The organism is Geodermatophilus sp. SYSU D01036, assembly GCF_054050435.1.
Map to the genome: position 1 here is coordinate 269249 of NZ_JBJGZJ010000003.1, position 17612 is coordinate 286860.

A 17612-nucleotide genomic window follows, 5' to 3' on the forward strand; every position below is an offset into this window, starting at 1 on the left:
TCGGTGGCCACTCGATTGCCGGCTGCCCCCGCCCACGTCCACTGTGAGCCCGGTCACACGGGTCGTCAACCCCGCCCGGGCGTGTCCCTCAGCCCTCCGTGCCGCGCGGGACGACGACCACCGGGACCGGCGCCGCGCGCACGATGCGGGTCGCCGTCGAGCCGAGGAACACCCGCGCCAGCGGGCCCAGCCGGGACGAGCCCACGACCAGCAGGTCGCCGTCGGACCACCCCGCGGCGGACACCGCACCGGGCCACCCCGCGCCGCGCGCCACCACCGTCTGCGGCGGGCCGGGCAGGCCGGCGGCCACCCGGTCCAGCTCCTCCCGCGCCTGCACGGCCCACGCGGAGGCCACCTCCCGCTCGACGTGCAGGCCGGTCTCCGAGGGCAGCATCGGATCGCGCTCGGGCGCGAAGGTGACCAGGCGCAGCGGCACGTCCCAGGCGGCCGCGGTCCGCTGCGCCCAGGCGAGCGCGGCGCGGGAGCGGTCGGTGCCGGCCCACGCGCAGCTCAGCCGGGTCACCCGCCGTCCCGGCGAGCCCGCCCGCGCGGCCAGCGCCAGCGGCACCGGCGAGGAGCGCAGCAGGTGCTCGGGCACCGCGCCCTCCCGGCCGAGGACCAGCAGCGTCCCGCCGACCTGCTCCACCACGGAGACCAGCCCGGCCGGCACGGAGGTCGCCTCGACCGCGACCGTCCGCACCTCGGCCACCCCGGCCTCCCGCAGCTCGTGCGCCGCCCGGCCCTGGCGGGAGCGCACGAGTTCGGTGACCCACGTCCGGTACTCGCGGTCCACGCGGGGGTCGAAGAAGCCCCGGGCGGTCACGGTGGCGACCACGACGTCGTCCCCGCCCGTGCGGGCGAGCGTCGCGGCCAGGCGCAGGTGGGCCTCGTCGCGGTCCTCCAGGTCGGCGGCGTGGCCGACGACGAGGGTCACCGGGGCGTCCGCAGCGCCGAGTGGGTGCGGGCGTAGGTGACGTAGACGACCGCGGCGACCGCCAGCCAGCCGGCGAACAGCGCCCAGGTGATCCCGGGCAGCCCCCAGATCAGGTAGAGGCAGAAGGCGACCGACAGCACCGGCACCACCGGGAAGCCGGGCACCCGGAAGCCGCGCGGCAGGTCCGGCTGGGTGCGGCGCAGGACGACCACCCCGATCGACACGACGGTGAAGGCGACGAGCGTGCCCATGCTGGTGAGGTCGACGAGGAAGTCCAGCGGGACGAACCCGGCCAGCAGGCCGACGAACAGCGCGACGGCGACCGTGCCGCGCACCGGGGTCAGCGTGTGGCGGTCGACCCGGCTGAACAGCGACGGGACCATGCCGTCCCGGCTCATCGCGAACAGGATCCGCGTCTGGCCGTACATGGTCACCAGCGTCACCGAGAAGATCGAGACCACCGCCCCGGCGGCCAGGACGATCGCGGGCCAGCGCGACCCGGTGACGTCCTCGAGGATCACCGCGAGGCCAGCCTCCTGCCCCTCGAACGCGCCCGCCGCCTGCGCGCCGACCGCGGCGAACGCGACCAGCAGGTACACCGCCGTCACCACGACCAGCGCGCCGACGATCGCCCGCGGCAGCGTCCGGCGCGGGTCGCGCACCTCCTCGCCGGCGGTGGAGACGGCGTCCAGGCCGATGAAGCTGAAGAAGATCGACGACGCCGCGACGCTGACCCCGGCCACGCCGAGCGGGGCGAACGGCGTGAGGTTGCCGGCGTCGAAGGCGGTGAAGGCGACCGCGGCGAAGAACAGCAGGACGCAGACCTTGAGCACGACCATGACCGCGTTCGCCCGCGCGGACTCGCTCGCCCCGCGGACCAGCAGCAGCGCGCACAGCGTCACCAGCACGATCGCCGGCAGGTTGACCGCGCCGCCCGCGCCGGGCGCGAACGACAGCGCCTCGGGGATGCGCACGCCCAGCAGGTCGTCGAGCAGCTCGTTGAGGTACTCGCTCCAGCCCACCGACACCGCCGCCGAGCTGACCGCGTACTCCAGGACCAGGCACCAGCCGACGACGTACGCGACGACCTCGCCGAGCGTGGCGTACGCGTAGGAGTACGACGAGCCCGCGACCGGGATGGTGGAGGCGAGCTCCGCGTAGCAGAGCGCGGTGAACCCGGCGGTGACCGCCGCCAGCACGAACGAGACGACGACGGCGGGGCCGGCCTCGGGCACCGCCGTGCTCATCACGAAGAAGATCCCGGTGCCGATGGTGGCGCCGACGCCCAGCCCCATGAGCTGGCCGACGCCGAGGCGGCGGGCCAGCGCCCCGCCCTCGGGCTCGGCGGCGCCGGTCTCCTCGACCATGAGCGCGACCGGCTTCCGGCGGAACAGCTGGGAGCGCACGGTGGGAGCACTCACGCGGACCTCCTCGGCGGCGGGTCGACCGCGCCCACCCTCCCGCTCCCGCTCGGGGGCGGCGACTTCAGCCCACCCGGCGGAGCACCTCCGGGCCCAGCTCGGCGACCGAGGTGTGGCCGGTGAGGCCGAGGGTCAGGTCGAACTCGCCGAGGACGTCGGAGACGACCTGGCGCACGCCGGCCTCCCCGCCCAGGCCCAGGCCCCAGGCGTAGGGCCGGCCGAGCAGCACCGCCCGCGCGCCCAGGGCGACGGCGACGAACGCGTCCGCGCCGCTGCGGATGCCGCTGTCCAGCAGCACCGGAGCGCGGTCGCCGACCGCCGCGACGACGTCGGGCAGCGCGTCCAGCGCGGAGATCGAGCGGTCCACCTGCCGGCCGCCGTGCGTGCTCACCACGACGCCGTCGACGCCCTCGTCCAGCGCCCGCCGGGCGTCGTCGGGGTGCAGGATCCCCTTGAGCAGGATCGGCAGCCGGGTGCGGGCGCGCAGCCACGCGAGGTCGGCCCAGGTGATCGAGGGCCGCGAGTAGATGGCCTGGAAGGTCTCGACGGCGGCCCGCGGCAGCGGCGAGCGCAGGTTCTCCCGCAGCGGCCCGGGCCAGGCGCGGGCCATGCCGACCATCGCCAGGACCGCGGCCAGGGTCGGGCGCGGCTGACGGTCCCGGCCGGCGGCCTGCGCGGCCTGGGCGGGCGCGGCGTCCCCGGCCTCGGCCACGCGCCGCTCCACCAGCCGCCGGAAGACCGGGTCCGAGGTGTACTGCGCGATGCCCTTGCCCAGCGCGAACGGCAGGTGGCCGAGGTCCAGGTCGCGGGGGCGCCAGCCGAGCATCGTGGTGTCGAGCGTGACCACCAGCGCCTCGCAGCCGGCCGCCTCGGCGCGCCCGACCAGGCTCTCCACCAGCTCGTCGGAGGTGGACCAGTACAGCTGGAACCAGCGCGGCGCGTCGCCCATGGCCCGCGCGCAGGTCTCCATCGGCACCGACGCCTGGTTGGAGAAGACGAACGGCACGCCCAGCGACGCGGCGGCCCGGGCGACGGCGAGGTCGGCCTCCCGGTGCACCAGCTCCAGCGCGCCGACCGGGCCGAGCAGCAGCGGGGCGGGCAGCCGCCGGCCGAACAGCTCGACCGAGGTGTCCCGGGCGCTCACGTCGCGCAGCACCCGGGGGACGACGGCCCACCGGTCGAACGCGGCGCGGTTGGCCCGCTGGGTGGCCTCCTCCCCGGCGCCGCCGGCCACGTAGGCGTAGGCGCGGGCGGTCAGCCGCTGCCGGGCCCGGCGCTGCAGCGGCCGCGCGGCGGTGGGCACCAGCGGCGTGCGCCCGTACACCCCGGCGCGGTAGACCTCGTTCTGACGGCGGCGACCGGTCCCGGCTGCTGAGTCCACGGGGTCACCGTAGTGACCCGGCTCACCGGTCCCGCCCGCCCCTCGCGCCACCCGCCGCGACGACACGCCGGGCCGTTCGCCGCGACGCGCCGCCGACCCGTCGTCAACGGACGCTCACGGACCGCATCATGGGGGAGCGCCGCCGCCGGGACCACCGGTGCCGCGGCGTGCACGACCGCTCGAGGGGGAAACGTGCCGGTCGGGTCCGTGCCGAGGTGCACGCCCCGCCCCGTCGTGCCGACGGGGCCCGCTCTGCTGTTCGCCGTGTCCGGCCTGCTGGCCGGCTGGGTGGCGCTCGCCGGCCCCGCGCTGGCCGCCGACGACCCGGCCCGGCCCGACGCCCGCGTCACCCACGGGCCGAGCTGCCGCCCCGGCGGGGTGGCGGTCGAGGTGACGGCGGGGACGGTGGCCTACGCGGTCACGCTGGCCACCACGCGCAGCCCGGACGGCGAGGACTCCGCCGAGCTCGCGCCCGGCGAGACCGTGGTGCTGCAGACCGGCGACGTCGACTGGGGCGAGACGGTCGACAGCCGGCTGGAGTACGCCGCGCTCGACGGCTCGGGGACGGCGTACACCGACGAGCTCGACGGGTTCTCCTTCACCCGCCCGGCCGAGGAGGACTGCGCCGCGATCACCGCGCCGTCGCCCCCGGAGCTCCCCGCGGCCCCGATGCCGACCCCCGTCCCGGAGCCCGGGTGGCCCGCGGACGAGGCCGTGCCGATGCCGATGCCGATGCCGGTGCCCGGCCTGCCCGTCCCGGAGCCCGCGCCCGGCGCCCCCGCCGACGGGCCGCTCGCCCACGCCTCGGTGTCGGCCTCGGCCGACCAGGTGGCGGCCGGCGGCGAGGTCGTGCTGAGCGCGGCGGGCTTCGGCGCGGGGGAGGAGGTCACCGTCAGCGGCCCCGACGGCACCGTCCTCGGGACCGCGGCGGCCGGCCCGGACGGCACGGTGGAGGTGGTCGTCCGCATCCCCGACGGCGGCGTCCCCGGGCCGACGACGCTCGAGGTGGTCGGCGCCGACAGCGCGCGCACCGCCGCGGTGGACCTGCGCGTCGCCGCGGCGCAGGCGCCGGTCGACCCCGACCCGCTGCCGCTGCCGCTCGTGGCGGCCGGGCTGGCGCTGGTCACCACCGCCACCGGGCTGGTGCTGGCCGCGGGCCGGCGCCACCCCGCGGACCCGACCGGGAGCGCCTGAGGCGGACCTGGGCGACGATGGGGCGATGCGCCCCGACGACGTGCTGACGACCGGGATCCCGGCCGACCCCGCGGCACTCGCCGGGACCGCGCCGGGCGCCGCGGAGACCTGGCTGCGGATCGTGCAGGTGCACGACCGGATCACCCACCGGGTCGACTCCGCGCTGCACCGCGAGCACGACCTGTCCCTCACCGGCTTCGAGGCGCTGCGGCGGATCGCCGAGGCGCCCGGGGAGCGCGCCACGATGGGCGAGGTCGCCGAGGCCCTCGGGCTGTCCCGCGCCGGGGTCACCAGCACCGTCGGCCGGCTGGTGGAGCAGGGCCTGGTCGTGCGCGAGCGGCGGCCGGGGGACCGGCGGCTGCTGCACGCGCGGCTCACCGAGGCCGGCCGCGAGCGCGTCCGCGCCGCCGCGGTCACCCACGACGAGCTCGTCGCGCACCTGCTCACCCTCCTGGGTGACGACGCCGCCGTCGTCACCGACGCACTCGCCCGGGTCTCCGCGGCCACCCGGATCCGCCGCTGAACAGCGGTTTCCCCCTCGACGTCCGGGAAGGCGAGCCCGGGTCGCCGGGAACTTCAAGCCCGTAGTGTTTGCGGGCCGTCGCGCCCGGGCAGGGCGCGATCATGTCCGTGAGCTGCACCGTCGTCGTGCCGACCATCGGCCGGCCGTCGCTCGACGTGCTGCTCGACGCCCTGGCCGCCATGCCCGGCCCCCGCCCGGCCGAGCTGGTCGTCGTCGACGACCGCCCCGCGGGGTCCCCGCTGGCGGTCGACCGGCCCGGCCTCCCGCCGGTCCGCGTCGTCCGCACCGGCGGCGGCGGGCCGGCCCGCGCGCGCAACCTCGGCTGGCGCACCGCCCGCACCGAGTGGATCGCCTTCCTCGACGACGACGTCGTCCCCGACCCCGACTGGTACGAGCGGCTGGCGCAGGACCTCGCCGACCTCCCCGCCGACGTCGCCGGCAGCCAGGGTCGGGTGCGGGTGCCGCTGCCGGAGGACCGCCGGCCCACCGACTGGGAGCGCGGCACCGCGGGTCTGGCCACCAGCTCCTGGATCACCGCCGACCTCGCCTACCGCCGCGCCGCGCTGGCCGCCGTCGGCGGGTTCGACGAGCGCTTCCCCCGCGCCTTCCGCGAGGACTCCGACCTGGCGCTGCGGGTCATGGACACCGGCAGCCGGCTGGTCCGCGGGCAGCGCTGGATCACCCACCCGGTCCGCCCCACCGACCGGTGGGTGAGCGTGCGCGTGCAGGCGGGCAACGCCGACGACGTCCTCATGCGCCGGCTGCACGGCCCGACCTGGCGGCAGCGCGCCGACGCCGCGGTCGGCCGCCGGCCGCGGCACCTCGCCGTCACCGCCGCCGGGCTCGCCGCGCTCGGCCTGGCCGCCGCCCGCCGTCCCCGCGCCGCCGCGGCCGCGGCGCTGGCCTGGGCCGCCGGCACCGCCGAGTTCGCCCGGGCCCGCATCGCGCCCGGCCCGCGCGACCGGGCCGAGGTGACCACCATGGCGCTGACCAGCGCGGCCATCCCGCCGCTGGCCACCTGGCACTTCCTGCGCGGCGCGGTGCGGCACCGCCGCGTGACCCCGTGGCGCGGGCTGCCCGACCTGGTGCTGTTCGACCGCGACGGCACGCTGGTGCACGACTTCCCCTACAACGGCGACCCCGACTGGGTCCGCCCGGTCGACGGCGCCCGCGCGGCGCTGGACGCCCTGCGCGCCCGCGGGGTCCGGGTCGGGGTGGTGAGCAACCAGTCCGGCGTGGCCCGCGGGATCATCACCCGCGACCAGGTGGACGCCTGCATGGCGCGGCTGGCCGAGCTGCTCGGGCCGTTCGACACGCTGCAGGTCTGCCCGCACGGCCCCGAGGACGGCTGCGACTGCCGCAAGCCCGCACCGGGGATGGTCAAGGCGGCGTGCGCCGAGGTCGACGTCGACCCGGCCCGGACCGTCGTGATCGGGGACATCGGCGCCGACGTCGAGGCCGCCGCGGCCGCCGGCGCGAGCGGGGTCCTGGTGCCCACGCCGGTGACCCGCGGGCAGGAGGTCGCCGCGGCACCGCGGGTGGCCGCCACGCTGACCGCCGCGGTCGACGACGTCCTGGCGGGCCGGTGGTGAGGCCCCGCCGGGGCACCGTCCTCGTCGCCCGGCTCGACAACGCCGGCGACGTCCTCCTGCAGGGGCCGCTGGTCCGCGCCGTGGCCGCGGCCGCCGAGCGGGTGGTGTTCCTCGCCGGCCCGGCCGGCGCCGAGGCGGCCGCGCTGCTGCCCGGCGTCGACGAGGTCTGGACCTGGGCCTGCCCGTGGATCCTCGGCGACCCGCCGCCGGTCGACGCCGCCGACCTCTCAGTGCTCACCGAGCGGGTGCGCGCGCTGGCGCCCGACGAGGCGGTGGTCAGCACCTCGTTCCACCAGTCCCCGCTGCCGCTGGCGCTGCTGCTGCGCACCGCCGGCGTGCCCCGGATCTCCGCGACCAGCGTCGACTACCCGGGCTCCCTGCTCGACGTCCGGCACCGGGTCGACGACGACCTGCCCGAGCCCGAGCGGGCGCTGTCGCTGGCCCGCGCGGCCGGCTTCGACCTGCCCGACGGCGACGACGGCCGGCTCGCGGTGCGCCGCCCCCTGCCGCGCACCGGTCACGAGCCCGGCTACGTGGTGCTGCACCCCGGTGCCTCGGTGCCCGCCCGCGCCTGGCCCGCGGAGCGCTGCGCCGAGGCCGTCGAGGCACTCGCCGACGCCGGCCACCGGGTGCTGGTCACCGGCGGGCCGGGGGAGCGGGCGCTCACCGCCGCGGTCGCCGGCACCCGCGGGACCGACCTCGGCGGGGCCACGAGCCTGCCGGAGATGGCCGCGCTGCTCGACGGCGCCGCGGCCGTCGTCGTCGGCAACACCGGCCCCGCGCACCTGGCCGCCGCCGTCGGCACCCCGGTCGTCTCGCTGTTCAGCCCGGTCGTCCCCGCGGTCCGGTGGGCGCCCTACGGCGTCCCGACCGTGCTGCTCGGCGACCAGGACGCGCCCTGCCGCGACACCCGGGCCCGCGTGTGCCCGGTGCCCGGCCACCCCTGCCTCTCGTCGGTGAGCGCCGCCGACGTCGTCGCCGCCGTCGAGAAGGTGATCGCCGCATGAGGGTCCTGGTCTGGCACGTGCACGGCTCCTGGACGACGGCGTTCGTCCAGGGCCCGCACGAGTACCTGGTCCCCGTCACCCCCGACCGGGGGCCCGACGGGCTCGGCCGCGCGCGCACCTGGGACTGGCCGGCGTCGGCCCGCGAGGTGACACCGGAGCAGCTGCGCGACGAGCACGTCGACGTCGTCGTGCTGCAGCGCGTGCGGGACCTGGAGCTGGTCCGCGAGTGGCTGGGCCGCGAGCCCGGCCGGGACCTGCCGGCGGTGTTCCTCGAGCACAACGCCCCGGGCCTGGAGGAGGGCGCCGCGCCGGTGCCGTACACCCGGCACCCGCTGGCCGACCGCGACGACGTCCCGATCGCGCACGTCACCCACTTCAACCGGCTCTTCTACGACAACGGCCGCGCCCCGACGACGGTCGTCGAGCACGGCATCGTCGACCCCGGCGAGCGCTGGACCGGGGAGCTGGCCCGCGCCGCCGTCGTCACCAACGAGCCGGTGCGCCGCGGCCGCACGGTCGGCGCCGACCTGCTGCCCGGGCTCGCCGCCGCCGCGCCGGTCGACGTCTTCGGGATGGGACTGTCCGGGCTGCACGAGCGGTACGGCCTGGACCCGGACCGGGTCGCCCTGCACGACGACCCGCCGCAGGCGGCGATGCACACCGAGCTGGCCCGCCGCCGGGTCTACGTGCACCCCGTCCGCTGGACCTCCCTCGGGCTCTCCCTGCTCGAGGCGATGCACCTGGGCATGCCGGTGGTCGCGCTGGCGGCCACCGAGGTGGTGGAGGCGGTGCCGCCGGGCGCCGGCGTGCTGTCCACCCGGCCCGAGGTGCTGTGGGACGCGGTCCGCACCTACCTGCACGACGAGGACGCCGCCCGGCTGGCCGGCAAGGCGGCGCGCGCCGCCGCGCTGGAGCGGTACGGGCTTCCCCGGTTCCTCTCCGACTGGGACAGCCTGCTCGAGGAGGTCACCCGATGAGGGCGCACCGGGGCACCGGCGCACCGCTGCGCATCGACCTGGTCAGCGAGCACGCCTCGCCGCTGGCGGCCATCGGCGGCGTGGACGCCGGCGGGCAGAACGTGCACGTCGCCGCGCTGGCCGCGGGCCTGGCCGCACGCGGCCACGAGGTCACCGTGCACACCCGCCGCGACGACCCCGACCTGCCCGACGAGGTGCCCACCGCCGACGGCTACGCGGTCAGCCACCTCACCGCGGGCCCGGCCGAGGCGCTGCCCAAGGACGACCTGCTCGGCCACATGCCGGCGCTGGCCGCCGCGCTGCGCGCCCGCTGGGCGGTGCGGCCGCCCGACGTCGTGCACGCCCACTTCTGGATGAGCGGGCTCGCCGCCGTCGAGGCCGCCGGCAGCCTGCTCACGCCGGTGCCGGTGCTGCAGACCTTCCACGCCCTCGGCTCGGTCAAGCGCCGCCACCAGGGCGACGCCGACACCTCCCCGGCCGGGCGGATCGAGCTCGAGCGGGACCTGTGCGCGACGGTCGACCACGTGGTGGCCACCTGCAGCGACGAGGTCTTCGAGCTGCGCCGGCTGGGCCTGTCCCGCGACCGCGTGTCGATCGTCCCGTGCGGCGTCGACACCGCCGTGTTCACCCCGCGCGGCCCGGTGGCGCCCCGCTCGGGCCGGCCGCGGCTGCTGGTGCTCGGCCGGCTGGTGGAGCGCAAGGGCCAGGAGGACGCCGTCCGCGCGCTGGCCGCCGTCCCGGACGCCGAGCTGGTCGTTGTCGGCGGCCCGCCGGCCGGCGCGGTCGACGCCGACCCCGAGGTCCGCCGGCTGCGCGCCGTCGCCGCGGAGGTCGGCGTGGCCGACCGCGTGTGCTTCGCCGGGTCGGTCGCCCGCGCCGACGTGCCCGCCTGGGTGCGCTCGGCCGACGTCGTCCTGGCCGTGCCCTGGTACGAGCCGTTCGGCATCACCCCGCTCGAGGCGATGTCCTGCGGCCGCCCGGTGGTCGCGACGGCCGTGGGCGGGCTGCAGGACTCCGTCGCCGACGGTGTCACCGGCGACCTCGTGCCGCCCCGCGACCCCGCCCGGCTCGGCGAGGTGCTCGCCGCGCTGCTGGCCGACGACGCCCGGCGCGCCGCCTACGGCGCGGCCGGGGTCCGGCGGGCCCGCGCCCGCTACCGGTGGGCCCGCGTGGCCGCCGACACCGAGGCCGTCTACCGGCAGGTCCTGTCCACCCGGCGTCCCGTCGAGGCCGTCCGATGAGCGCCCCTGGAGGTCGCCCCGTGAGTGTCGCTCCCCACCATGCCCACGAGAGCACTGCCGGCGGGGTCGTCTCGCCCGACTCCTGCACGCACCTCACCGGCCGCGACCACGTCGCGTCGCTGCACGCGGCGATGCGCAGCCTGGACGCCTCGGTCGACACCCTCGACCGCTGGGGCCGGCTGCTGGCCGACGTGCTGTGCGGGGAGTCCCGCGGGCGGCTGTTGGCGGCCGGCAACGGGGGGAGCGCCGCGCAGGCGCAGCACCTCACCGCCGAGCTGGTGGGCCGCTACCGCGCCGACCGGCCGCCGTTCTCCGCGATCTGCCTGACCGCGGAGACCTCCTCGCTCACCGCGATCGCCAACGACTACCCGGCCGACGAGCTGTTCGCCCGCCAGGTCGAGGCGCACGGCCGCGCCGGCGACGTCCTGGTGCTGCTGTCCACCTCCGGCCGCAGCCCGAACGCCGTCGCCGCCGCCCGCCGGGCCCGCGAGTGCGGCATCACCGTCCTGTCGATCACCGGCCCCGCGCCGAACCCGCTGGCCGCGGCGTCGGACGAGGCGGTCTGCATCGACTCCCCGTGGACGGCGACCGTGCAGGAGTGCCACCTGGTCGCGCTGCACCTGCTGTGCGCCGCCTTCGACGCCGCGGTGCTGGCCGAGCCCGCCCGGGTCCCGCAGACCCGGCTCGGGGTGGCCCGGTGAAGCCGCTGGTGGTCGTCGGCGACGCGCTGCTCGACGTCGACCTGGTCGGCACCGCGTCCCGGCTGACCCCCGACGCGCCGGTGCCGGTGGTCGAGGACCTGGAGACCCGCGAGCGCCCCGGTGGTGCGGCGCTGGCGGCGGTGGTCGCCGCCCAGGCCACGGACCGCGAGGTCGTGCTGGTCGCCCCGCTCGCCGACGACGACGGCGCGGCCCGGCTGCGCGCGCTGCTGGCCGGGCGGGTGCGGCTGGTCGCCGTCCCGGCCACCGGCGGCACCGCGGTCAAGCGGCGGGTGCGCGTGGGCGACCACTCCGTCGTGCGGCTGGACAGCGGCGCGCCCACCGTCACCCTCGGCGAGCTGCCCGAGGAGGCGCGCGCGGCCGTCCGCGACGCCGCCGCGGTGCTGGTCGCCGACTACGGCCGTGGCACCACCGCCGACCCCGCCGTCCGGGCGCTGCTGGCCGAGGCCGGCGGGCCGGTCGTCTGGGACCCGCACCCGCGGGGTGCCGACCCGGTGCCGTCGGTCCGGCTGGTCACGCCCAACGGCTCCGAGGCCGCCCGCGTGGCCGCGGACGTGCCCGCCGACGGCGACGGCCTGGCCGCCGTCGGGGCGCGGGCCGAGGCGCTGATCCGGCACTGGGGCGTGGGCGCGGTCGTGGTGACCCTCGGCGCCCGCGGCGCGCTGCTGTCCTACGGCGAGGGCGCGCCGATGGTGGTGCCCGCCGTGCCGGTGACCGGCGGCGACCCGTGCGGCGCCGGCGACTCCTTCGCCGCCGCCGCGGCGCTGGCCCTCGCCGACGGCGCGGTGACCGGGGAGGCGGTGGCCGCGGCGGTCTCGTTCGCCGGCCGGTTCGTCGCCGCGGGCGGGGCCTCGGCGTGGGACGCCGCCGCGGTGCCCGAGCCGAACGTGGCCGCCGAGGACGACGTGTCCGCCCTGCTCGCCCGCGTGCGCGCCACCGGCGGCACCGTGGTGGCCACCGGCGGCTGCTTTGACCTGCTGCACGCCGGGCACGTGGCCACGCTGCGCGCCGCCCGCGGGCTCGGCGACTGCCTGGTCGTGTGCATCAACTCCGACGACTCGGTGCGCCGGCTCAAGGGCCCCTCCCGGCCGCTGGTGACCGCCGCCGACCGCGCGCGGGTGCTCGAGGCGCTGGCGTTCGTCGACGCCGTCGTGGTGTTCGACGAGGACACCCCCGCCGAGGTGCTCGACCGGCTGCGGCCCGACGTCTGGGCCAAGGGCGGCGACTACGCCGGCGCCGACCTGCCCGAGGCGGCGGTGCTGCGGCGGTGGGGCGGCCAGGCCGTCGTCCTGCCCTACCTGGACGGCCACTCGACCACCGCCCTGGTCGAGCGCTCCCGGGTCTGAGTGGTGCACCTCCGCGGACGTGCACGGCCGGTGGCCGTCGTCCTGCGGCCGCTGGGGCTCGGGGACCTGCTCACCGGCGTCCCGGCGATCCGGGCGGTGCGGGCGGCCGTGCCGGACCACCGGCTGGTCCTGGCGACGACGTCCGCGCTGGCGCCGCTGGCCGGGCTGGTGGACGCCGTCGACGAGGTGCTGCCCGCCCGCGAGCTCGAGCCGCTGGACTGGTCCGGGCCGCCGCCGGAGCTCGCCGTCGACCTGCACGGCAAGGGGCCGGCCTCGCACGTCGTCGTCGCGGACCTGCACCCCGGGCGGCTGCTGACCTTCGCCAGCCCCGGCTACCCCGGCCCCACCTGGTATCCCGACGAGCACGAGGTCCGGCGTTGGTGCCGGCTGGTGGCCGAGGGCCTCGGTGTGGACGCGGACCCCGACGCGCTCGACCTCGCCGTCCCGGCCGTACCCCCCGCGGTGGCCGGCGCCGCGCTCGTGCACCCGGGCGCGGCGTTCCCCGGCCGCCGTTGGCCGGCCGAGCGGTTCGCCGCGGTCGCCCGGTGGCTCGCCGACGCCGGGCACGACGTCCGCGTCACCGGCGGCCCGGCCGAGCGCGAGCTGGCCTGCGCCGTGGCGCGCGGGGCCGGACTGTCCGACCACGCGGTGCTCGCCGGGCGCACCTCCACCCTGGAGCTCGCCGCCACGGTCGCCGCGGCGGGGGTGGTGGTCAGCGGCGACACCGGCGTCGCGCACCTGGCCACCGCCTACCGCCGGCCGTCGGTGGTGCTGTTCGGCCCGGTGTCCCCGGCGCTGTGGGGACCGCCGCCGCGACCGCAGCACGTCGTCCTCTGGCACGGCGACGGCACCGGCGACCCGTGGGCCACCGAGCTGGACCCCGCCCTCGCGCGGGTCACCGTCGGCGAGGTCACCGCCGCGCTGGAGCGGCTCGGTCCCTACCTCTGACGCAGCGCGTCGAAGAGGACGCCCTGCAGGTCGTTGGGGTCGACGGCGGAGTAGGCGGCGCCGCCGGTGGCCTGCGCGATCTGCTCGAGCGCCGCGACGTCGGCGTCCGGGCCCAGCGCGACGCCGATGACCTTCACCGGCCGCTGCGGGTCGGCCTCGTCCTGCAGCGTCTGCACCAGCCGGTCCAGCGCGATGCCCGACGAGTCCTCGTTGGTGCCGTCGGTGACCAGGACGACGCTGCTCACCGCGTTGGGGTCGTACTGCTCCCGCGCCGCGCGGACGGCGGCCAGCGCGGTGTCGAACAGGCCGGTGCCGCCGGGGGTCAGCCGATCGGGGAGGGTGTCGAGCTGCTCGTCGAGCGCGTCGCGCTGCGTGCCGCCGTCGACCTCCTCGTCGAGGGTGCGGATCGGCGCGAGCTCCACCCAGTCCTGCTCGCCCTGCAGCTGGAAGGCGAACACCCACAGCCCGATCGACGAGGTGCCGGGGATGAGGGTCAGGGCGCTCTTGGCGGCGTCCCGGGCGAGCGTGGCGCGGGTGCCGTCGCCGGCGGGGGCCTCCATCGACTGGGACACGTCGATGACGGTGAGCAGCCGCGACGGCGCGGCGAGCCGGGCGAGCTCGGCCAGCAGGCCCTGCACCTGCTCGGCGTCGACCGGCAGCACCTCGGGCGCCTGCTCCTGCACGCCGGGGCCGGGGTCGGTCGGCGCGGTCCCGTCCGCGTCGCGGAAGCCGGCGGCGAGGACGGCGGTGCGCGCGGCCTCCGACGTCAGCGCCCGGACGACGGCGTCCACGGCGGCGCGGTCGTCGTCGCCGGGGGAGCCCACCCGCAGCACCGGGTAGTCCAGCTCGGGCGAGCCCTCGGCCGGGTAGACCGCGACCAGCTGCGGGTCCTCGGCGCCGCGGTTGACGCTGATGACCTCCTGCTCGCTCACCGGGACCAGCGGCGACCCGGGGTCGCCGGACCGCGCCGCGGCCAGGGCGTCGGCGGGGCTGACGGCCGGCCCGCGGCGGGCGGCCAGGACCGCCTGGACGACGGCGTTGTCCGCGGCGTCCCCGCCGCCGAGGGAGGAGCGGACGGCGGCCAGCGCGGCGACGCCCTCGGCGCTGGCGGCGAGGTCCGGGACGGCGACCGGGCGGGCGCCGGACAGCGCCTGGCTCCACTGCGGCGCCTGCGCGCTCCAGCCGAGCTCGTCGGCGGCGGCCCGGCTGGTGCCCAGCACGACCGGCGAGGTGGCCATGGAGCCGGACGGGTCCAGCGGCGCGTCGCCGGCCCGCACCGCCCACAGCGAGCTGTCGGGCACCCAGACCTGGGGCAGCGCGGAGCCCTCGAGGGCGGAGAGGTCCCCGACGGTCTGCAGCGGCTCCTGGGCGGTGACCTCGGCCGCCGCGCACGCGCCGCCGCCGAGGTCCTGGGGCCCGGCGAGGAGGTCCTGGGCGACGTCGCCGAGCTCGGGGGCGACGGTCACCCGGACGGTGCGGGTGGTCTCGCACCCGTCACCGCTGCCCGAGCCGGCCAGCCACCACACCACGCCGCCGGCGACGAGGGCCACCACGACCAGGGCCACGACCAGCGCGACGGGTGCGGGGCGCTGCACACGGCGCATGGAACTGGTGTCGGCGTGGCGGCCCATCGATGTCTCTCCGTCAGTGTCCGGTTCCTCGGCGTGCCCCCCAGCCGCCCGACCCAATGTAAACGTGAATCAGGACACGGAGGAGGGGCCCCGCGGAGAAGTGGCCCAGGACACCCGGCGGGCTCAGCCGGCGCGCAGCGCGGCGGCCTCCCGCTGCTCGGCGAACCAGGCCACCGTGCGGCGCAGGCCCTCCTCGGAGGGGACCGTGGGCCGCCAGCCGAGCAGCTCCTCGGCCCGGCGGGTGTCGGGCCGGCGGACCTTCGGGTCGTCGACGGGCAGGTCGATGTACTCGATCCCCGACGACGACCCGGTGAGCTCGACGATCCACTGCGCCAGCCGCAGCATCGACAGCTCGTCGGGGTTGCCGATGTTCACCGGGCCGGGCTGGTCCGAGCAGGCCAGCGCGAGGATGCCGCGGACGGTGTCGTCGACGTAGCAGATCGAGCGGGTCTGCGAGCCGTCGCCGGCCACGGTCAGCGGCCGCCCGGCCAGCGCCTGGCCGACGAAGGCGGGGATGGCCCGGCCGTCGTCGGGGCGCATGCGGGGCCCGTAGGTGTTGAAGATCCGCACGATGGCGGTGTCGGTGCCCTTGGAGGTGCGGTAGGCGGTGGTCATCGCCTCGCTGAACCGCTTGGCCTCGTCGTAGACGCCGCGCGGGCCCACCGGGTTGACGTTGCCCCAGTACTCCTCGGGCTGGGGGTGCACCAGCGGGTCGCCGTAGACCTCGGAGGTGGAGGCCAGCACGTAGCGGGCGCCCTTCTCGTGGGCCAGGCCCAGGGTGTGCAGGGTGCCCAGGCTGCCGACCTTGAGCGTCTCGATCGGCATCCTCAGGTAGTCCAGGGGGCTCGCCGGCGAGGCGAAGTGCAGCACCAGGTCGACGGGGCCGGGGACGTGCACGAAGTCGGTGACGTCGCAGCGCACCAGGCGGAAGCCCGGGTGCTCCATCAGGTGGACGACGTTCTCGGGCGAGCCGGTGAGGAAGTTGTCGAGGCACACGACCTCGACGCCGCGGTCGAGCAGGTGCTCGCACAGGTGGGAGCCGAGGAACCCGGCCCCGCCGGTCACCACCGCCCGCCGGATCGTCCGCGCCGCGTGCACCATGCCGTGCTCCTCGTCTCGCCGTCGTCCCCGGACAGGGGTCTGCGCGGAGCCCTACCCGGAGGTCAACTGCCGACACTTCGGGAGCTGAGTGTTCTCGCGAGGTCACCCGGGACGGCGAACGGGCCGCCGACCCGGAGGGGTCGACGGCCCGTTCGTCGTGCGGGGAGTCCTAGTTGATCGGCTCCTCGTCCGGGATGCCGTTCTCCGGCGGGCCGGCCGGCTCGTCACCGAGCTCCTCGATCTCTGCGTCGCCGTTGTCGGTGACCAGGACCGGGGTGAGGTCCTCGGAACCCTGGCCGGCGATCCGGCTGACCAGCATGCCGCTGAAGCCGGCGTGCTTGTCCTCCGAGTAACGGAACGGCGTGAAGCCCGGGCCCTCCCACTCGGAGCCGGCCTGCTCGACGGCGGCGACGAGGTCGTCACGCGTCGGGTTCTGGCCGGCGGCCTGCAGGGCCTGGACCATCGTGTAGGCCTGCGACATGCCGTAGATGCGGAAGTTGGAGAGCTCGCCCTCCTGGCCGTGCTCGTCCCACACCCGCTGCCACAGCTGCACCCACGGGTTGTCAGGGGCGTCGAGGCCGGGGATGTACTCCGTGGTCAGGGCGCCGTCGAGCAGGCTGGCGTCGCTGACCTGGCCCTCGGAGAAGCGAGCCAGCAGCGAGCCGACCAGCGCCGGGTCCGAGCCGACGTTCGAGTAGAACCACTGCGGGTCGTAACCCAGCTGGAGCGCGGTCAGCTGGGACAGCGCCGTCCACGTGGGTGTGTTGAACCCCAGGACGAGGTCCGCCCCGGCGGCCTGCAGGGCCGAGATCTGCGGACGGACGTCGGTCTGGCCGGGGACGTAGGTCTCCTCGGCGACGATCTGGTCCTCGAGGAACTGGCGGGCACCGGCGGCCCCGTCCTCGCCGAAGTCGTCACCCTGGAGGAAGAGGCCGACCTTCGCGTCGGGGAAGTTCTCGGCCACGTACTGGCCGATGATCTTGCCCTCGATCTCGTAGTCGGGCTGCCAGCCGAAGGTGTACGGCTTCTCCTCGGGGTCGTCCCACAGTCGTGAGCCCGACGACACGAACAGGTCGGGGACGCCCTCGCTGTTGAGGAAGTCGGTGACGGCGTTGTGGGTCGGCGTGCCCAGACCCGACATGAGCGCGAACACCTCGTCCTCGAGGACGAGCTGGTTCACGACCTGGCTGGTGTTGGTGGGGTTGTAGGCGTCGTCGCGGTAGACGAACTCGATCTGCCGGCCGTTGACACCGCCGTTGGCGTTGACGTACTCGAAGTACGCCTCGACCCCACTCGGGATCTCGCTGTAGCCAGGGGCGGCCGGACCGGTCAGCGGGTAGTGCGCACCCAGCTTGATCGAGTCCTCGGTGATGCCGATGTCCGAGGCCTCGTTCCCCTCGCTGCCGCCGCCACCGCCTTCACCGGAGTCACCGCCGCCACAGGCGGCCAGGGTGGTGGCGACGGTCGCCGCGGCGACGATGCCGACGAGGCGTCGTGAGGATCGTGTCAAGGGTTCTCCTCTGGAGGGACCCGGGCGCCTGTGCCCGGGGGTCTTGTGGGGGTGGGGAAGTCGAGATGCGGCCGCTGGCCGGGTCGG

General features: G+C 77.1%; 15 protein-coding genes. 9 read left to right on the plus strand and 6 right to left on the minus strand.

Annotated elements, in window-relative coordinates:
- Window positions 1–88: 88 nt before the first annotated feature.
- The 3 genes from ACI8AR_RS05760 to ACI8AR_RS05770 all read right to left on the minus strand — a co-directional run bounded on the left by ACI8AR_RS05760 (window position 89) and on the right by ACI8AR_RS05770 (window position 3736).
- Complete coding sequence (locus tag ACI8AR_RS05760; protein WP_457050128.1) at window positions 89–934, minus strand: universal stress protein; 846 nt, start codon at window positions 932–934, stop codon at window positions 89–91.
- Window positions 931–2355: an amino acid permease gene (locus ACI8AR_RS05765; protein WP_457050129.1), complete on the minus strand. Its 1425-nt coding sequence runs from the start codon at window positions 2353–2355 to the stop codon at window positions 931–933. The genes ACI8AR_RS05760 and ACI8AR_RS05765 overlap by 4 nt, the downstream gene beginning before the upstream one ends.
- Window positions 2356–2419: 64 nt before the next feature.
- Entirely contained in the window at window positions 2420–3736 is a 1317-nt protein-coding gene (locus ACI8AR_RS05770) for an alpha-hydroxy-acid oxidizing protein (RefSeq protein ID WP_457050130.1), read from the minus strand.
- A 264-nt stretch (window positions 3737–4000) separates the two neighbouring features.
- Here ACI8AR_RS05770 and ACI8AR_RS05775 point away from each other — a divergent pair, with 264 nt between their 5' ends.
- The 9 genes from ACI8AR_RS05775 (at window position 4001) to ACI8AR_RS05815 (ending at window position 13283) form a co-directional block, all read left to right on the plus strand.
- Window positions 4001–4930, plus strand: coding sequence for a hypothetical protein (locus tag ACI8AR_RS05775; protein ID WP_457050131.1), 930 nt, complete (start codon window positions 4001–4003; stop codon window positions 4928–4930).
- Window positions 4931–4955: 25 nt separating this feature from the next.
- A complete protein-coding gene (locus ACI8AR_RS05780) occupies window positions 4956–5453 on the plus strand; it encodes a MarR family winged helix-turn-helix transcriptional regulator (protein ID WP_457046739.1) in 498 nt (165 codons plus the stop codon).
- Window positions 5454–5554: 101 nt separating this feature from the next.
- Window positions 5555–7045, plus strand: a complete 1491-nt coding sequence (locus ACI8AR_RS05785) for an HAD-IIIA family hydrolase (RefSeq protein ID WP_457050132.1) — start codon at window positions 5555–5557, stop codon at window positions 7043–7045.
- On the plus strand, window positions 7042–8052 hold the full coding sequence (locus tag ACI8AR_RS05790) for a glycosyltransferase family 9 protein (protein WP_457050133.1): 1011 nt from the start codon (window positions 7042–7044) through the stop codon (window positions 8050–8052). Before ACI8AR_RS05785 ends, ACI8AR_RS05790 begins: the two co-directional genes overlap by 4 nt.
- Window positions 8049–9029 (plus strand): glycosyltransferase, encoded by a 981-nt coding sequence (locus tag ACI8AR_RS05795; protein WP_457050134.1) that lies wholly within the window; start codon window positions 8049–8051, stop codon window positions 9027–9029. The genes ACI8AR_RS05790 and ACI8AR_RS05795 overlap by 4 nt, the downstream gene beginning before the upstream one ends.
- Window positions 9026–10270, plus strand: a complete 1245-nt coding sequence (locus ACI8AR_RS05800; RefSeq protein WP_457050135.1) for a glycosyltransferase — start codon at window positions 9026–9028, stop codon at window positions 10268–10270. The genes ACI8AR_RS05795 and ACI8AR_RS05800 overlap by 4 nt, the downstream gene beginning before the upstream one ends.
- 20 nt (window positions 10271–10290) lie before the next feature.
- Window positions 10291–10971: a D-sedoheptulose-7-phosphate isomerase gene (locus ACI8AR_RS05805; RefSeq protein ID WP_456935626.1), complete on the plus strand. Its 681-nt coding sequence runs from the start codon at window positions 10291–10293 to the stop codon at window positions 10969–10971.
- A complete protein-coding gene (rfaE2, locus tag ACI8AR_RS05810) occupies window positions 10968–12335 on the plus strand; it encodes a D-glycero-beta-D-manno-heptose 1-phosphate adenylyltransferase (RefSeq protein ID WP_457050136.1) in 1368 nt (455 codons plus the stop codon). Before ACI8AR_RS05805 ends, rfaE2 begins: the two co-directional genes overlap by 4 nt.
- A gap of 30 nt (window positions 12336–12365) precedes the next feature.
- Window positions 12366–13283 carry a glycosyltransferase family 9 protein gene (locus ACI8AR_RS05815; RefSeq protein ID WP_457050137.1) on the plus strand — a complete coding sequence of 306 codons (918 nt, stop codon included), beginning with the start codon at window positions 12366–12368 and terminating at the stop codon, window positions 13281–13283.
- On the opposite strand, the gene ACI8AR_RS05820 is transcribed toward ACI8AR_RS05815, so the two are convergent.
- The 3 genes from ACI8AR_RS05820 to ACI8AR_RS05830 all read right to left on the minus strand — a co-directional run bounded on the left by ACI8AR_RS05820 (window position 13274) and on the right by ACI8AR_RS05830 (window position 17525).
- Complete coding sequence (locus ACI8AR_RS05820) at window positions 13274–14887, minus strand: VWA domain-containing protein (protein WP_457050138.1); 1614 nt, start codon at window positions 14885–14887, stop codon at window positions 13274–13276. The two genes, ACI8AR_RS05815 and ACI8AR_RS05820, sit on opposite strands and share 10 nt — an antisense overlap.
- Window positions 14888–15037: 150 nt before the next feature.
- Complete coding sequence (locus tag ACI8AR_RS05825) at window positions 15038–16015, minus strand: UDP-glucuronic acid decarboxylase family protein (protein ID WP_457050139.1); 978 nt, start codon at window positions 16013–16015, stop codon at window positions 15038–15040.
- A gap of 169 nt (window positions 16016–16184) precedes the next feature.
- Complete coding sequence (locus ACI8AR_RS05830; RefSeq protein ID WP_457050140.1) at window positions 16185–17525, minus strand: ABC transporter substrate-binding protein; 1341 nt, start codon at window positions 17523–17525, stop codon at window positions 16185–16187.
- Between the last annotated feature and the right edge of the window lie 87 nt (window positions 17526–17612).

Excerpts from the sequence above, each read along its gene's own strand:
- ACI8AR_RS05780 (WP_457046739.1), top strand. The coding sequence starts at position 4,956 with ATGCGCCCCGACGACGTGCTGACGACCGGGATCCCGGCCGACCCCGCG.
- ACI8AR_RS05795 (WP_457050134.1), top strand. The coding sequence starts at position 8,049 with ATGAGGGTCCTGGTCTGGCACGTGCACGGCTCCTGGACGACGGCGTTC.
- ACI8AR_RS05800 (WP_457050135.1), top strand. The coding sequence starts at position 9,026 with ATGAGGGCGCACCGGGGCACCGGCGCACCGCTGCGCATCGACCTGGTC.
- ACI8AR_RS05825 (WP_457050139.1), bottom strand. The coding sequence starts at position 16,015 with ATGGTGCACGCGGCGCGGACGATCCGGCGGGCGGTGGTGACCGGCGGG.
- ACI8AR_RS05820 (WP_457050138.1), bottom strand. The coding sequence starts at position 14,887 with ATGCGCCGTGTGCAGCGCCCCGCACCCGTCGCGCTGGTCGTGGCCCTG.
- ACI8AR_RS05785 (WP_457050132.1), top strand. The coding sequence starts at position 5,555 with ATGTCCGTGAGCTGCACCGTCGTCGTGCCGACCATCGGCCGGCCGTCG.